The organism is Sphingomonas sanxanigenens DSM 19645 = NX02 (assembly GCF_000512205.2).
GTDB classification, from domain to species: Bacteria; Pseudomonadota; Alphaproteobacteria; order Sphingomonadales; family Sphingomonadaceae; genus Sphingomonas_D; species Sphingomonas_D sanxanigenens.
Genome location: NZ_CP006644.1, coordinates 1,618,556 through 1,633,545, shown reverse-complemented (window position 1 = coordinate 1,633,545; position 14,990 = coordinate 1,618,556). Strand labels below are relative to the sequence as shown.

At 66.6% G+C, this 14,990-nt stretch carries 16 protein-coding genes and 1 riboswitch; all 16 genes read right to left on the bottom strand.

From position 1 onward, the window contains the following. Position 1: 1 nt before the first annotated feature. The 16 genes from gcvH to NX02_RS07450 all read right to left on the bottom strand — a co-directional run bounded on the left by gcvH (position 2) and on the right by NX02_RS07450 (position 14,874). Complete coding sequence (gene gcvH / locus NX02_RS07525; protein ID WP_025291583.1) at positions 2 to 373, bottom strand: glycine cleavage system protein GcvH; 372 nt, start codon at positions 371 to 373, stop codon at positions 2 to 4. Further along, positions 370 to 1,509, bottom strand: a complete 1,140-nt coding sequence (gene gcvT, locus NX02_RS07520) for a glycine cleavage system aminomethyltransferase GcvT (RefSeq protein ID WP_025291582.1) — start codon at positions 1,507 to 1,509, stop codon at positions 370 to 372. The genes gcvH and gcvT overlap by 4 nt, the downstream gene beginning before the upstream one ends. A gap of 158 nt (positions 1,510 to 1,667) precedes the next feature. Next, a riboswitch (glycine riboswitch) is annotated at positions 1,668 to 1,765 on the bottom strand. 238 nt (positions 1,766 to 2,003) lie between these two features. Beyond that, entirely contained in the window at positions 2,004 to 2,720 is a 717-nt protein-coding gene (locus NX02_RS30620; protein WP_025291581.1) for a DUF2490 domain-containing protein, read from the bottom strand. A 75-nt stretch (positions 2,721 to 2,795) separates the two neighbouring features. Beyond that, a complete protein-coding gene (locus NX02_RS07510) occupies positions 2,796 to 4,112 on the bottom strand; it encodes an amidohydrolase family protein (protein ID WP_025291580.1) in 1,317 nt (438 codons plus the stop codon). Continuing rightward, entirely contained in the window at positions 4,109 to 5,518 is a 1,410-nt protein-coding gene (locus NX02_RS07505; protein ID WP_025291579.1) for an amidohydrolase, read from the bottom strand. Before NX02_RS07505 ends, NX02_RS07510 begins: the two co-directional genes overlap by 4 nt. Then, positions 5,508 to 7,316 (bottom strand): peptide MFS transporter, encoded by a 1,809-nt coding sequence (locus NX02_RS07500; protein ID WP_047099753.1) that lies wholly within the window; start codon positions 7,314 to 7,316, stop codon positions 5,508 to 5,510. The genes NX02_RS07505 and NX02_RS07500 overlap by 11 nt, the downstream gene beginning before the upstream one ends. Before the next feature lie 140 nt (positions 7,317 to 7,456). Then, the gene (locus NX02_RS07495; RefSeq protein ID WP_025291577.1) at positions 7,457 to 7,840 is read right to left on the bottom strand and encodes an EthD domain-containing protein; all 384 of its coding nucleotides are present in this window, start codon (positions 7,838 to 7,840) and stop codon (positions 7,457 to 7,459) included. Then, a complete protein-coding gene (locus NX02_RS07490; protein WP_025291576.1) occupies positions 7,837 to 8,376 on the bottom strand; it encodes a nuclear transport factor 2 family protein in 540 nt (179 codons plus the stop codon). The genes NX02_RS07495 and NX02_RS07490 overlap by 4 nt, the downstream gene beginning before the upstream one ends. Then, positions 8,373 to 8,843, bottom strand: a complete 471-nt coding sequence (locus NX02_RS07485) for a nuclear transport factor 2 family protein (protein ID WP_025291575.1) — start codon at positions 8,841 to 8,843, stop codon at positions 8,373 to 8,375. The genes NX02_RS07490 and NX02_RS07485 overlap by 4 nt, the downstream gene beginning before the upstream one ends. Next, a complete protein-coding gene (locus tag NX02_RS07480) occupies positions 8,840 to 9,343 on the bottom strand; it encodes an SRPBCC domain-containing protein (RefSeq protein ID WP_025291574.1) in 504 nt (167 codons plus the stop codon). The genes NX02_RS07485 and NX02_RS07480 overlap by 4 nt, the downstream gene beginning before the upstream one ends. A gap of 104 nt (positions 9,344 to 9,447) precedes the next feature. After that, positions 9,448 to 10,152, bottom strand: coding sequence for an EthD domain-containing protein (locus NX02_RS07475; RefSeq protein ID WP_025291573.1), 705 nt, complete (start codon positions 10,150 to 10,152; stop codon positions 9,448 to 9,450). A gap of 12 nt (positions 10,153 to 10,164) precedes the next feature. Continuing rightward, complete coding sequence (locus NX02_RS07470) at positions 10,165 to 11,319, bottom strand: acyl-CoA dehydrogenase family protein (protein WP_025291572.1); 1,155 nt, start codon at positions 11,317 to 11,319, stop codon at positions 10,165 to 10,167. Further along, positions 11,316 to 11,786: a nuclear transport factor 2 family protein gene (locus NX02_RS07465; protein WP_025291571.1), complete on the bottom strand. Its 471-nt coding sequence runs from the start codon at positions 11,784 to 11,786 to the stop codon at positions 11,316 to 11,318. The genes NX02_RS07470 and NX02_RS07465 overlap by 4 nt, the downstream gene beginning before the upstream one ends. Then, positions 11,779 to 12,870, bottom strand: coding sequence for a DUF1214 domain-containing protein (locus NX02_RS07460; protein WP_025291570.1), 1,092 nt, complete (start codon positions 12,868 to 12,870; stop codon positions 11,779 to 11,781). Before NX02_RS07460 ends, NX02_RS07465 begins: the two co-directional genes overlap by 8 nt. After that, positions 12,867 to 13,643, bottom strand: a complete 777-nt coding sequence (locus NX02_RS07455; protein ID WP_025291569.1) for an SDR family oxidoreductase — start codon at positions 13,641 to 13,643, stop codon at positions 12,867 to 12,869. Before NX02_RS07455 ends, NX02_RS07460 begins: the two co-directional genes overlap by 4 nt. After that, positions 13,633 to 14,874: an NADH:flavin oxidoreductase gene (locus NX02_RS07450; RefSeq protein WP_025291568.1), complete on the bottom strand. Its 1,242-nt coding sequence runs from the start codon at positions 14,872 to 14,874 to the stop codon at positions 13,633 to 13,635. The genes NX02_RS07455 and NX02_RS07450 overlap by 11 nt, the downstream gene beginning before the upstream one ends. Positions 14,875 to 14,990 lie beyond the last annotated feature (116 nt).

Below are 14,990 nucleotides of genomic sequence, written 5' to 3'. Positions count from 1 at the left end.
ATCAGAGCTTCTCGACGAACGCCTGGTAGGCGGCCTCGTCCATCAGCCCGTCGAGCTCGCTGGCATCCGCCAGCGTCAGCTTGAAGAACCAGCCATCGCCCTCGGGATCGGAATTGACCAGCGCCGGTTCGTCGGCGAGCGCCGCATTGCCCTCGATCACCGTGCCGGAAACCGGCGCATAGACGTCTGACGCGGCCTTCACCGATTCCACCACCGCAGCGTCGTCGCCCTTGGCGACGGTCTTGCCGGCTTCGGGCACGTCGACGAACACGATGTCGCCGAGCTGGCTCTGGGCATAATCGGTGATGCCTACGGTCGCGACCTCGCCGTCGACGTCGATCCACTCATGCTCATCAGTGAAATAACGGCTCATTTGGCTGCTCCCTTGCGGCGATAATTATGCGGGACGAACGGCATCGGGGTGACCGTGCAATCATGAAGCTTGCCGCGCTGGCTGACGCGGATCGTGGCGCCGGGCACGGCGCTGGCAATGGGTACATAGGCCATCGCGATCGGCCGGCCGAGGCTGGGCGAATGGCCCCCGCTGGTGACGCGGCCAACCTCGCTGCCCTCCGCGTCGACCACCGCGGCGCCCTCGCGCACCGGCTGGCGCCCGTCGACGAACAGGCCGACGCGCTTCAGGGTTGCGCCATCGGCCAGCTCGGCGAGCACGCGATCCGCACCCATGAAGCCGCCTTCCTCGCGGCGGCGCTTCGAGATCGCGAAGCCGAGATCGGCGGCGATCGGCGTCGTTCCGGGGTCGAGGTCATGGCCGTAGAGCGGCAACCCGGCTTCGAGGCGCAGCGAATCCCGCGCGCCGAGGCCGATCGGCTTCACTTCGGGCTCGCCGGTCAGCAGCGTCGCGACGGCTTCGGCTGCCTCGGCGGGGATCGAAATCTCGAACCCGTCCTCGCCGGTATAGCCCGAGCGGCTGATCCAGGCATCGACGCCGGCGATCGTGTAGCGGCCGCCCGTCATGAAGCTGAGCGCGTCCAGATCATGGTCGCCGGTGACGTGGCGGGCGAGCGCCGCCGCCGCCTCGGGGCCCTGCAGCGCGAGCAGCGCACGGTCTTCGAGATGGTTGATGTTGATCTCGTCGGGCAGATATTCGCGCAGCCAGCCGATATCCTCATGCTTCACCGCGCCGTTGACGACGATGTAGACGCCATCGGCCCAGCGGCTGAGCATGAGATCGTCGAGGATGCCGCCGCTCTCGTCGAGCAGCAGCGAATAGCGCATCCGGCCGAGCTTCAGTCCGGCGACATCGGCGGGGAGCAGCGCCTCGAGAGCCGCGTCCAGCCCTTCGCCGGAAAGGAAGAGCTGGCCCATATGGCTGACGTCGAACAGGCCGGCATGCGCGCGGGTCCACAGATGCTCGGCGAGGATGCCCTCATACTGGATCGGCATCTGATAGCCCGCGAAATCCACCATCCGCGCGCCCTGCGCACGGTGCCAGCCGTCGAGCGGCAGGATCGGCTGTTCGATATCGTCTTCGGCTACGTCCGCCACGTGCGTCTCCATGTCAGCAGGTCACCGGACACAGGACGGCCGAGCCGTCCGAACGATCCGATACCCCCTCTGTCACGGGACCTGAGAGCTTTGACCCGGACGTGCCGGGCTTACCCCTTCGGTGGCCCGGTTTTCACCGGACGCTTTCCAGAGTGTCGACTGTCCGCGCGGTCCTTTGACCTGAGAGATTCCGGGGCGGTTGCTCCTTCGGCGGCGATACCGGCGAACCGGCACCACGCTCTCCCGCGCGTCCATCCACCGGTTGCCCGATGGCGACGCGCCGACGCTTGGCCCGGCGCATGATTCGAGTCAATCGCGATGTTGCGACGCGGTGTGAGCGGGCGGTGGGCTGGTGCGCCCCTGCCCATCCCCAACCTCCGTCCGCGCCGAGCGAAGCCGCGCGATGAAGGAAGATGTGCGATCCCGCCTGCATCGGATACCCGCTTGCGGCCGTCCGCCCTTCGGCTTCACGCGGACGAACGGAACAACGATCGTCACAGGCGCAGAACCATGGTTAAGGATGCGACATGACGCACGCTGTTGCGCCCGGCATCGAAGCCGGTCTGGTTGAGATAGCCCGGCTCCACGACGATCCGCCGCCCCGCCGGCACCTGCACGCCGATGAAGGTCAGCATCAGCGCCGAGCCGGACGGCCCCGACCATTCGGTGGTGTTGAAGCCATGGAAATATTCGTTCCACGCGACCGCACTCACGCCGCCCGCCGTCACCGGCAATTCTAGCCTGGTCAGTTGCCGCAGCCGCCACGACACGCCATTGCGCGCCTCGCGCACCCGCGTTTCGAGCCGCGTGCGCAGCATCAACGTCAGTCCGCCCGGTGCCACCGCCTTGCGGAACACGATGTCCTGCACCGCGCGATGTTCCACCTGCGCCGGCGCCGTCCCGGGGTCGATGCGCGTCCAGGTGTAGCCGCCGCCGATCGACAGATCGTCATCGAGCTTCGCCAGCAGCACAGCGCGATAGAGCTGCCGGCCGAGATGCGATCCATCGTCCGTGAGTTGCAGGACCGCGTCGGCCCTGAGATCGAGCCCTCTCGCAATCGGCACGATCACCGTCAGCGACGGCCAGGCCTGCGCGTCGCTGTCCACCGTCTGCGCGCCGGCTTGCGCCGGGCACAGCAAGGCGCCGAGCGCCGCAAGGATCGAAAGCGCTGGCGCCATCCCGAAGGATGGCGCGACATCCAAGGCCTGCATGCGTCACCTGCCGGGCAACCCCGCGGCGTTGTACGCCATTCGCCCGGCCGGTGACGTTAAAAGAGGTTGCGTCTTCTAGCGCTCATAGGCCTTGGGCAGATCGCCTTCCGTGGCGCTGCGATAGCGATCGCGCAGCTTGTGCTGGCGGCTGTTCAATGGCTGCTGGACGCCGTCGATGAACACGGCTTCGGCCTCGGACGAGAATTCCAGCGGATCGCCGCTCCACACCACCACGTCCGCGCGGCGGCCGGGACGCAGCGAGCCGATCTCGCCATCGAGGCCCACCGCCGCCGCCGGCTTCGACGTGATCGACGCGAAGGCGGCGCCCCAATCCAGCCCGGTGGCCCCCGGCACCCGCGTGATCGCGACGAGGTTGCCGGCATATTGGGTGAGGTTGCGCTGCTGTGGCGGCGGCCCGATGTCGAGCGTGGAGATGCCTGTCACCACACCGGCGCGGGTCAGGCGGCCGACATTGGATTCCGTTGCCGCCAGCATCTCGAACGACGCCGGCAGGTCGGCGAGCGCAGCGGCGATCACCGGCACGCGCGCCGCCGCGATCTCGGATGCGACCAGCCAGGCCTCGGTGGCGCCGACCAGCACCAGCTTGAGCGTCGGAAACGCCTTCTTCAGCGCCAATGTCTGGCGGATGTCGCTGGCACGCTCGACATGGACGAGCAACGGCATCGTGCCATCCAGCACCGGCACCAGCGCCGCGGCGTCGGCGCGCTTGAGCATCTGGCCGTTCTGCCCGAACGCGGCGGGCGCGCGGCGATAGTCCTGCACCTCCTGCAGCACGGATCGGAACAGCACATGCGCGGCGGCGCGGCTGCCGCCGGCGGCCTCCTTGCCGGTCTCGCCGAGCTCGACATATTGGAAGGCGCGGCCGCGGGTCACCGGATCGCTGTCCGCCCCCAGGTCGATCACCGCGCCCATGCCCGCGAAGATCGAGCTGGCCGTGGCCGGTGCGATGATCGCGCGGGTCACGCCGCCGGCGCGTTCGTTGCCGATCGGCGGCGAGGCCGGGTTGATCGCGGGCACCACGTCGATCGCCGCGCTGAACGGCGATTTGGCCGCGACGGCATCGTTGATCGTGTCGACGCCATAGCCCTCTGAGATGCCGAGCGTGCTCATCCCCGCGACGATGCCTGCCGCTACCCATTTGCCGGTAGCGTCGATCACCTTCGCGCCGGCGGGCACCGGCACATCCTTGCCCGCGGCGACGACCTTGCCGTTGCTGATGACGACGGTGCCGCCCTCGATCGGCGCGGAGCCATCGCCCACGGCCACCGTGCCGCCGGTGAAGGCGATGGTCTGCGCGGCGGCGGGGACGATCGTGGCGGCGCTGGCGACGACGGTCAGCGCCGCGGCGGCGGCGAGAAGCGCGGGCTTCATTTCACATCTCCCTCACCGGGCATGCCGAGTTCGAAGTCGGAAACCGGACGGCGCTTGGGATCGCTGCTGTCATAGAGCAGCGCACCATCGACCCAGACCTTTTCGGGACGGCTGTAGACGCTGAACGGATCGCCGTTCCATAGCACGACGTCCGCCATCTTGCCCGCCTTGAGGCTGCCGGTGCGGTCGGCGATGCCCAGCGCCTTCGCCGGGGCGATCGCCAGCCACGTCCAGGCCAGTTCGTCGGAAATGTCGATGCCCATGCGGCGCCCGGCGAACAGCGCCTTTGCGACCTCCTGATTCAGGCGCTGGATACCGTCCTGATCGTCCGAATGGATCATGGCGCAGGCGCCCTGGTTCTGCAGCAGCGCGAGATTTTCGCGGATGCCGTCATAGCTTTCCATCTTGAAGCCATACCAGTCGGCCCACACCGCCGCGCAGGCCTCGTTGGCCCTGAGCAGATCGGCGATCTTGTAGGCCTCCACCGCGTGGTGGAACGCGGTGACGCGGTAGCCGAACTCCTTGGCCATATCCATGACGATGGCCATCTCGTCGGCGCGGTAGCAATGGTTATGGACGAGGATGTCCCCCGCGAGGACGCCCGCGAGCGTATCCATCGCGATGTCGCGGCTCGGCGGATCGCCGCCCTCATCGAGATATTTGTCCCACTTGCGCTTATATTCGGCCGCCTTCGCCCAGGTCTGCCGGTCGACCGCGACATTGCCCATCCGCGTGGAGGGCTGGCGTCCCTTGGCGCCGTAGACGCGTTTGGGGTTCTCGCCGCACGCCATCTTGAGGCCATAGGGCGCGCCGGGGAATTTCATCCCCTGCATCGTGCGCGCAGGCACATTCTTGAGCGTGACCGAACGGCCGCCGAACAGGTTCGCCGAGCCGGGCAGGATCTGCAGCGTGGTGACGCCGCCATTGGCGAGCGCGCGGCTGAATCCGGGATCCTGCGGCCACACGCTATGTTCGGCCCACACGTCGGCGGTGACCGGCCCGGTCGCCTCGTTGCCGTCCGACAGCGCCTCGACGCCCGGCGAGGGATAGTCGCCGAGATGGCTGTGGACGTCGATGATGCCAGGCGTCAGCACCTTGCCGCGCCCGTCGATCACCGTGGCGCCGGCCGGCGCCGTCACGTCGGCACCGATCGCGACGATCCTGCCGTCGGCGAACAGCACCGATCCGTTGTCGATCCGCCCGCCCTCGCCGTCGAAGATCTTGACGTTGGTGACCAATGTCGGCGCGTTGGGATAGCGCTTGTAGGTCGACGGGAACGGATCGGGGTTGGGCACCCGTGCCTCGCGCTCGGCGCGGCTTGAGGAGTCGTCCTTCTTCTTCGCGGCCGTCGCCGGACCGCCGACCAGCAGGGCGATCGCCAGAAAGGTGGTGAGCTTATTGGACACCGTGCATCCACTTCTTGATCAGCGGCGAGAGGATGAGGAGGACGACGCCGATGCCGACCGAAATCAGCCCGATCGTCTGGAACACGCCGGTGTAGGTATCAAGCGAGACCTTGAGGTTCGTCACCTGCCCGCCGACCGTCTCGACGCTGGCGAACTGGGCGACGATGCCGGCGACATATTGCGCAACCGCGATCGACAGGAACCAGGTGCCCATCATCAGCCCGACGACGCGGGCGATCGACAGCTTGGTGATCATCGAGAGCCCCACCGGCGAGATGCACAGTTCGGCGATCGAGTGGATCAGGTAGGTGGCAGCGACCCACACCAGCGCCACCTTGAAGTTGTCGCCGGCGAACTGCGTGCCGAACACCAGCACGAGGAAGCCGGCGCCGGCGCCGACCAGCGCCAGCGCGAACTTGACCGGGATCGAGGGTTCGAGCCGCTTGCGGCCGAGCACGCCCCACAGCCAGCCCATCACCGGCGCGAACATCACGATGAACAGCGGGTTGAACACCTGCACCTGCGCCGCCGGCATGGTGTAGGCGCCGATGTCGAGCTCGGTATTGCTCTGCGCGAAGAAGGTCAGCGAGGATCCGGCCTGCTCGAACAATGTCCAGAAGACGACGTTGAACACGACCAGGATGATCGCGACCATCATCATCTGGAATTCCTGGCGGTTGCCGATCCGCCACGCCCAGACCGGGATGCCGATCACCGCGAGCAGGAAGCTGCCGAACATCAGCTGCCCCAGCACCGGCAGCGAGGCGATATAGCCGAGCACGCCCGCGCCTTCCCGCGCCGCCTTGGTCGCGGCATCGCCGCTCGCCAGCACGTTGGAGAACAGCAGGTACATCAGCGGGATCGCGAGCACCGCGAGGATGATGATCAGCAGCCGCCGATCCGCGACGCCCGCCGGCGGCTCGCCATAGCCGTCGAGCTTGCCGCCATCGAACTGCACCAGCGCCCAGCTGCACACCATGCCGACCGCCGCGAGCAGGAAGCCCGCCCACCAGCCGACATAGACCGCAAGCAGCGGGCAGGCGAATTGCGAGAGCAGCGAGCCGACGTTGATGCCCATGTAGAAGATCGTAAAACCGGCATCGCGTCGCCGGTCGCCGGGGGCATAGAGCGTGCCGACCACCGTCGAGATGTTGGGCTTGAAGAAGCCGTTGCCGATCGACACCGCCGACAGGCCGAGCAGCATCACCAGCACGAACAAGGGCGAGCGATCCGCGTCCGAGCGGAAACTGCCGGCCGCAACCTTGCGTGCCTCGCTGCCGTCCGCCGCCAGCAGCGACACCGTCTTGTCATCATTGCCGCGGATCTGGAGCTGCCGGCCGTCGATCACCGCATATTGCGGCGGCGTTTCCTGGCCGCGCTCGCCACCGATCACCACCTCGTAACGCTGGCCGTCGATGATCGCGTGCGGCTTGGCCTGCTCGCCGCCGAAGCACAGCGTGAAATAGCCGATCGACATCAGCACAGCGCCCAGCTTCACCGCGCCCTTGGAGCCGAGATAGCGGTCCGCCACCCAGCCGCCGATCAGCGGGGTGAGATAAACGAGGCTGGTATAGGCGCCATAAAGGCCGTTGGAGGTGCCCTGCGAGAAGAGGAAGTGGTTGGCGAGATAGAGCGTCAGCAGCGCGCGCATGCCGTAGAAGCCGAACCGCTCCCACATCTCGATCGTGAACAGGCGGGCAAGCTGCGGCGGGTGGCCGAACCAGGTCCGCCCGCCGTCCAGAGGAACAGCGGACAACTCGACCGGAGGCGTACCTGCCCCCCCTTTCGTTTCTGCCATGTAGTGGCGACTCCCGAATTCCATTGTTTCCGGCCTTTTTCCGGCCGGTGCATGTCGGGTAGCCTAGCGACGAAATTGCGTCTGTGAAGAATATTGTTGCTCCGCTTTGGAACAACGCGGCACCGCTTCCCTCTCGCCGCTCAGGGGTGACAGGAGGCCGGCATGGCTGGCGCCGTCGCGCTCCGCCGCTCCTCCACCACGAACATCCGCGTGCCCGTGCGGTCGAGGAAATTCTCCTCGTCCGCGGCGATCCGCGCCGCCACGTCCGGCGCGGTCGCCACCGCGATCGCGGCGTCATAGGCGGCCCGATCGGCGAACCACAATTCCGTTACCACATCGAAGTCGAACGGCGCCGCGCCCTCATTGACGAACGCGCCGTCGAACACCGCGAAGTTGCGGCGATAATCGACGATTCCGGGCATCAGCGAGAGGATCAAGGGCGCGTGGTGCCGCTCATAATAATCGACGAACGCCTCGCGGCTGAGGTCGGCGCGGCGGCGCAGCAGCGCGATCGACTTGATCACGCGCCGCGCCCCAGCAGCCCGAAGAAGGCGTAGGAGGGATCCTCGGGCCCCGGCTTGCCGATATAGGCACCGTGCAGGAACGGATGCTCCAGATCGACGATCGAGGGCGAGTGGATATTCGCCCAGTCGGCCACGATCGCGCGGTGCGCGAACTTCCAGCGGCCGTCGCGCCGCTCATATTTGTCGAAATAGCGTCCGCCGACCAGCACGTCGAACGGCCCGTCCGCGCCCTTCACCCGATGAAGCGCGATCAGATAGACCTCGCCCTCGGCGCGATCCCCATCCAGCGCGATGTTGATGGTGGTGACGTTGTGGTGGAGGATCTCCATCGGCGCCTGGATCTCGGGCAGCTTGTCGATGAAATCCATCGCCGGCCCCTTCGACATATGGCCATGCTCGTCGATCGCGTCCTCATGATAGAGGCTGCGCATCTTCACATGGTCGTGCCGGTCGGCGGCGTTGCAATACGTGGTGATCAATTGCCGGATCGCCTCGCGGTCGATCAGGTCCTGCAGCGCGGCGGGATCGGGGCTCATACGTGCTCCCCCAGAAAATGCGCGGTCAGGCCGGGCGCGGGGTCGGTATAGACGCGCTCGTAGACCCGGTCATATTCGCTGTGCGCGATCAGCCAGCGGCCATCCTGCTTTGCATAGCGATCGCGATAAATGGCGGTGCCGACGGTGGTCTTGTTGCCCTCCGCCAGGTTCAGCGCATAGTCGATCAGCGTCCACGTGCCGTCTGCGGTATCGTCGTCATAAACGTCGATCACCGGCATATGGACGGTGTGCGACCCGACGAAGCTCGGCACGAACATGCCGCGCAGCGCCTCGACGATCGCCGCCCGGCCGGAAAGCTGCACATGATAGCTGCCGCCGCGATAGTCGATCGTCGCATTCTCGGTGAACAGGCGCTCCACCGTCGCCATGTCGCCGGTGTCGATCGCCCGCGAATAGGTGCATTTCAGCCGGCGGATGAGCTCGATATCCTCCAGCCGCAGGCTCATGCCGCGGCCCGCCGCTCGGCATGGATCGCCTCGGCGCGCGCCTTCAGCGCCCGCGCCGTGTCGTTGAACGCGCGGGTCACCCAGGGGCCGCAGAACCGCATCACATGGATGCCGTTGGGGCCGAAAAAGGCGTCGGTCGACCAGTAGCGGCAGCGATCGGGCCCCAGCGCCTCGATGATCTGGTCGCGGCGCGCCGGATAGGGCCACGCGGGATCGTCCTGCAATTCCCACGAGATCAGCCGCTCGGGGATCTTCGCGCAGACATATTCGACGTTCAGCGCGGTCTCGCCCGGCATCGTATAGTTCGCCAGCGTCATCTTCACCGGCGCGCCCAATTCCAGCGTCGATTCCGCCGCGATGCAGAACGGGTTCCACGCGCCATAGTTGGGCATGTCGGTCAGCACCTCCCACACCACCGAGGCGGGCGCATCGATCGTCACCACGTCGGAGCGGACGGTGCTGTCTTCGGGATAATCGGGCAGGTTCAGATCGTCGGCCATGTGCATCATCTCCTCGCCACGCCGGCTTGTGCCGGCCTTTCGCTCGATCGTCAGACCATCCGCGTTACGCGTCAACGCTTTGCGTAACGCGGCCGCAAGTCCATCTACGCAAGTGATTTGATCTGATATTGCCGCATCGGGATGCAGTCGCACCCCTTCTCGCCGATGAAGTTGGCGCAACTCGCCATCATCCGCGCCTCGTTGGCCTCCAGCTTCGCCGGCTCGCCCACCGCGTCGTAGAACAGCGCCCTGTCGGCGCGCGCCGCCAGCGGGAAACATTCCTCGACCACCGCGGCACAGGGCGCCGCACCGTCCGTCAGCGGCCGCACCACGAGGTTCTGGACATATTCGAAATTGCTCTGCGTCTCGACCGCGACGCCGGTGTGGCCATCCTGCCAGTTGCGCCGCCACGTCTCATGATCCAGCGCCGCAGGCTTCTCGATGAACACCACCTGCGCGAAGCCGTCGGTCGGCAGGCCCGGTGGGCAGGCGCGATTGGGCAAGGGCACCGACTCGCTGACCAGCCACCCCTCGATCCGCGACGCCACCCGCCCCAATGCCGCCTCGATCGGCGCACGCGCGGGCGGATAGGCGGTATCGACCCACATCTGCACCACCGCCTCCATCTGCGGCTGGGTGACGATGAAATGCGGGCTGGTGCCGGCGGCGACGCTTTCGTCCTGCACATTGATGCGCAGCGCGTGCGTGTGCGGCGCGAGTTCGTCGGCGACGGCACCGAGCAGGCGGGCGTTGAACGCATCGCGCGGCTCGGCATCGTCGCGCCAGAGGGCGTAGATCAGTTTTTCCATGTTCTGCCCTTCCTACCGGTTCCCGCGCGGCTCCCGCGGCAGCCCCAGTCCGCGCTCCGCGATCAGGTTGCGCTGGATCTGGCTCGATCCCGCGTAGATCGTGTCCGCGCGGCTCGCGAGATACATGTGGGTGAGCGCGTCGAAGCGATACTCGTCGCTGTCGGAGACCTGCCCCGCCAGCCCCTGCACGTCCATCGCGAGATCGCCGAGGTCGCGGTGCCAGCGCGACCAATAGAGCTTGGACGTCAGCGCCTCCTCGCCCAGTTCCTCGGTCGACTCGTCGGACAATGTGCGGACGAGGCCGTGGCGCATCACCTCCAGCCCGATCCAGGCATCGGCGATGCGGCGGCGCAGGCCTGCATCGCGATCGGCGCCATTGGCGCGCGCGGTGGCGATCAGCGCAGCGAGCTCGTTGCCGAACTGCATCTGCTGGACGACCGTGGAGACGCCGCGCTCGAACCCCAATGTCGCCATCGCGATCCCCCAGCCCTGGCCCGCGCTGCCGACGATGTTGTCGGCATCGGTCACCGCGCCGTCGAAGAAGAGCTCGGCGAATTCCGCTTCGCCCGTCATCTGCCGGATCGGACGGCGGACGATGCCCGGTTGATCGAGCGGCACCAGCAGATAGGAGAGCCCCTTGGGGCCCTTGCTTCCCTCCTCGGTCCGCGCGACGACGAACGCCCAGTCGGAAATCATTCCCAGCGACGTCCAGATCTTCTGCCCGTCGATCACCCAGCGCCCATCGACCAGCCGCGCGCGGGTGCGGACATTGGCGAGGTCGGATCCCGCATTGGGCTCGGAATAGCCCTGCGCCCAAAGTTCGCGGCCCGAAGCGATGCCGGGCAGAAAGCGCTGCTTCTGCGCCTCGGTGCCAAAGGCGATGATCGTCGGCCCTGCAAGCTCGACGCCGATATGGCTGAGCCGCGAGGGCGCGCGCAGCCGCGCATAGAGTTCGGCGAACGCGACCTGCTCGGCGATCGTCGCCCCCCGCCCGCCATGGTCGGTCGGCCAGCCGACCGCGCCGAGCCCCGCCTCGCCCAGCGCCCGTTCCCACTGCTTGCGCCGATCATAGGCGCTGGAAAGATCGGCGACGCCGCGGACGTCCGCGAACGGCCCGTCGAGCGCGGCGGTCAGCCATGCCCGTGCCTCATCGAGCAGGCCGCTCATCCCAGGATCGACCGCGCGGAGACGCCCCCCTCGCCGATCGTGCCGTCAACGATCGTGCGCGGCTCATGGGTCGACTTGGAAACGCGCCAGCCCTCGGGCGTGCGGACATATTCGTCGTGATAGAAGCTGCCGATCAACCGGAAGCTGCCCGCACGCGGATCATAGGTGGAAAAGCCCAGGCTCCACCGCGCCGTCGCGGTGTCGGCATCGACGATCTCGATCTCGCCATTGTGGATCTGGTGGACATCGACGATCGGGCTGTTGACCGCGATCTGGGTGAACGCCTCGATCAGCCCGTCCGGCCCGAACTTGCCGACCGGCTGATAGTCCAGTTCCGCGTCAGGGGTGAAGCAGGCGCGGATCGCCTCGACATCCTTGGCATCGCAGGCGTTGAGATAGCGCGCCTTGAGCTTGCGGATCTCGCTCTCCGCCTCCAGCCGCGCGATGCGGGTTTCCAGATCAGCCATCGAGTTTCACCACCTTGGTCTGGGGTACGGGATGTTCGCTGGCGCCGGTCCAGCGCAGCAGCATCGTGCCCTGGTCATGCCCCGCCGTATCCACCCAATTGCCATGTCCAGGATCACGCTCGGCGACGACGATCGTCACCGATCCGTCCGCATTGGGCGTCGCGCTATGCTTGTTCACATGGACGCGGTGGAAGCGGTAATCGAGCGATTCCATCCAGATATTATCGAGCTGGAAGTTCCAGAAGCTGCACTCCGGTACCGGCGTCTCGATCACCAGCGCCTCGCCCGGTTCCAGCTTCCAATAGCCGTGCAGGTAGAAGATCGTCGGATCGCCGCCGGCCTTGAAGAACATCGTCTGGTCGGTGGTGGCGAGCTGGTTGAGTTGCTCCGCCTTGAACATGTCGGTCCAGCGCAGGAAGGTCTTGGCCGTGCCCTCGACGAAGGCGATCGCCTTGGTGAAGCCCTGTTCGAGCTTGCCGAGCGTCAGCGGCTCGGGCGTCGCGCGCGGCGGATCGATCGCCTCGATCTTCACCGTCGCCGGCACCTCGCTGTCGCGATCGAGGAAGGTCTGGCGGACGAGCAGCATCGAACTGTCGTCGGCCAGCTTCAGCCAGTTGCCATTGGCATGATCCTTCGAGGCGATGATCTCGAAGCTGCCGTCCGCCTCAAAATGCATGTCGGCGGAATCGATCTCGCCGGTCGAGGCCATCGTTCCGTCCACGGCATAGCGATTGGCCTTGGTGCCGAAGCTGAGGATCGGCACGGTGCCGCGCTTGCCGGTGATGCGATAGCGCCGCGCGCCGTCGATCGAGGCGTTGAGGTAGAGATTGTCCGGATTGTCGGCACCGATCTTCGCGGTCGGATGCGAGGCCTGGTAGAACGACGGAAAGTCGGTGTCCGCATTCTCCATATGCATGTCGAGGGCGATGCGCAGCAGGCGCGAGAGATAGCGATAGCCCTCCGCCTGATCGATCGGCGTGCCGGCGACCTCGGCGTTGAACACCAACTCGCCGGTCTTCTCCAACCGGCGGCAGAAGTCGCGCCAGGCTTCACCCGGCGCGACGCGATCCCCATTTCCGCTCATGGCGCCATATACTGGCCACCGTTGACGTCGAGCGACGCGCCGGAGACCACCTTGGCATAGTCGGAAACCATGAACAGCACCGCCTTGGCGCAATCCTCTTCTGGCGGAATGATGCCGATCGGGATGCGCGCGGTGATCTCGCCGATCACCTCGTCGCGGTCGCGGCCGCCCGCCACCTCGCGATCGATATGGCCCCACACCGGCGCGCCGCCGATCCAGCCCATCCGCGTGACGTTCACCCGAATGCCGTATTTGCCGAAATCCTTCGCCATATGCCGGGTCAGCGCGTTCATGCCGCCCTTGCCGGCGGAATAGGCGCCTTCGCCCGGGAAGGGATTGACCGTCGACATCGTCGAGACGTTGACGATCGCGCCCTTCGACGCCTTCAGCGCCTCGAGGCAGGCCTGCCCCATGCGCAGCGCGCCGGCGCAGTTGACGTTGAAGACGGAGGCATATTCCTCGACATCGGCGATGTCGGTCGGCAGCCATTCGCCGTGCATATAGGCGGAATTGATCAGCCCGTCGATCTTACCGAACGCATCCTCGGTCGCCTTGGCGAGCGCGCGGCACTGATCGGCGTTGGTCACGTCGGTCGGCAAGGCGATCGCCTCCCCGCCCTTCGCCTTGATGTCGGCGACCACCTCATCGAGGAACGCCTTGTTGCGCGCGCCGAGGCCGACCTTCGCCCCCTCCGCGGCCGCGATCTTCGCAAGCGACTGCCCCATGCCGGGGCCTACGCCACTGACGACGATTACCTTGTCCTTAAGCAGCATCAGCTATCTCCTCTCCCGCCCATATCCTGTTGAGTTTTGGGTCGATCTCATTCGCCGTCACCGGGCAGTGCGTGCCCGACGGGCCATACATCAGCGCGACGCAGCGGTTGCATGCGGTGCAGCCCGAACGGTGCCCGGCGTTCTCGCGCCAGCGCGCAACCAGATCCGGATCATGGACCAGCGAGCGCGCCATCACCACCGCCTCGAACCCTTCCGACAGCGCCAGTTCGGCCGCCGGCAGCGAAAGCACGCCCCCCAGGTAGCCGAGACCGCATGTCACCGCCGCGCGCACCTGCCGCGCCGCTTCGAGGAAGTAGAGTTCGGAGAAGCGCACCGTCTTGGGCGTCGCCATCTTGAGCAGCTTGAACTGCAGCTTGGCGAGCAACCCCGGCTGCATCGCCGCCAGATCGTCATAGGGCAGCGGGCTGGAAAACATCACATAGCTGGATTCGATGTTGCGCCCGCCCGAGAGCACCAGCATGTCGGCGCCAGCCGCCTCCAGCGCGCGCGCGGTAACGATGCCGTCCTCCACCGTGGCACCGCCCTTGGCGCCATCGTAGAGGTTCATCTTGGCAAGCACCGCGATGCGATCGCCCACGGCATATTTCACCGCCGCCAGCACCTCGGCCGGGAAGCGCACGCGCTTCTCGGCGGTGCCGCCATATTCGTCGCGCCGCTTGTTGGAGAGCGGCGAGATATATTGGTTGAGCAGATAGCCATGGCCCATATGCAGTTCGACCGCATCGAACCCGGCCTCCGCCGCCAGCCGCGCCGCCGCAACGAACTCGTCGCGCACCTGATCCATGTCCGCGCGGTTCATCTGACGCTGGAAAAAGCGCCCCATCATCACGCCCATCTTGTCGATGCCGCCCGAGGACGACATCGCCCGCGGCGTCGACAATTCCTTGTGCTGCACGAAGCTGCCGCCATGGGTGATCTGCGCCGAGATCAGCGCGCCTTCGGCATGCACCGCATCGGCGATCGCGCGATAGTGCGGCACGCTGGTCGCGTTCATCACGCCCTGGCCGGCGAAGGTGCGCCCGTCGGGCGAGACCGCGATATAGGCGAGCGTGGTCATGCCGACACCGCCGGCCGCAAGGCGGCGGTGGAATTCGAGCAGTGCGCGGGTGGGCACCGAGTTGCGCGTCATCATCTCGTTCGCGCCGGAGCGGATGAAGCGGTTTGGAAGCGTGACCGGCCCGACTTTGACCGGCGTGAAGGCGATGCTCATTCGCATGGCTCCCTTCTCAGCCCGTCCGCTTCAGCAGGGCGGGTGGGCGCGACCGAATTCAAACATTGGATTGCGCGCGGCTGAAAATCTCCTGCGCGAACGTCGCTCGAGGAGGA

Coding starts and splice junctions, on each gene's coding strand:
- gcvH (WP_025291583.1), bottom strand. CDS start 373: ATGAGCCGTTATTTCACTGATGAGCATGAGTGGATCGACGTCGACGGC.
- NX02_RS30620 (WP_025291581.1), bottom strand. CDS start 2,720: ATGCAGGCCTTGGATGTCGCGCCATCCTTCGGGATGGCGCCAGCGCTT.
- NX02_RS07510 (WP_025291580.1), bottom strand. CDS start 4,112: ATGAAGCCCGCGCTTCTCGCCGCCGCCGCGGCGCTGACCGTCGTCGCC.
- NX02_RS07500 (WP_047099753.1), bottom strand. CDS start 7,316: ATGGCAGAAACGAAAGGGGGGGCAGGTACGCCTCCGGTCGAGTTGTCC.
- NX02_RS07490 (WP_025291576.1), bottom strand. CDS start 8,376: ATGAGCCCCGATCCCGCCGCGCTGCAGGACCTGATCGACCGCGAGGCG.
- NX02_RS07485 (WP_025291575.1), bottom strand. CDS start 8,843: ATGAGCCTGCGGCTGGAGGATATCGAGCTCATCCGCCGGCTGAAATGC.
- NX02_RS07480 (WP_025291574.1), bottom strand. CDS start 9,343: ATGGCCGACGATCTGAACCTGCCCGATTATCCCGAAGACAGCACCGTC.
- NX02_RS07475 (WP_025291573.1), bottom strand. CDS start 10,152: ATGGAAAAACTGATCTACGCCCTCTGGCGCGACGATGCCGAGCCGCGC.
- NX02_RS07470 (WP_025291572.1), bottom strand. CDS start 11,319: ATGAGCGGCCTGCTCGATGAGGCACGGGCATGGCTGACCGCCGCGCTC.
- NX02_RS07465 (WP_025291571.1), bottom strand. CDS start 11,786: ATGGCTGATCTGGAAACCCGCATCGCGCGGCTGGAGGCGGAGAGCGAG.
- NX02_RS07460 (WP_025291570.1), bottom strand. CDS start 12,870: ATGAGCGGAAATGGGGATCGCGTCGCGCCGGGTGAAGCCTGGCGCGAC.
- NX02_RS07455 (WP_025291569.1), bottom strand. CDS start 13,643: ATGCTGCTTAAGGACAAGGTAATCGTCGTCAGTGGCGTAGGCCCCGGC.
- NX02_RS07450 (WP_025291568.1), bottom strand. CDS start 14,874: ATGAGCATCGCCTTCACGCCGGTCAAAGTCGGGCCGGTCACGCTTCCA.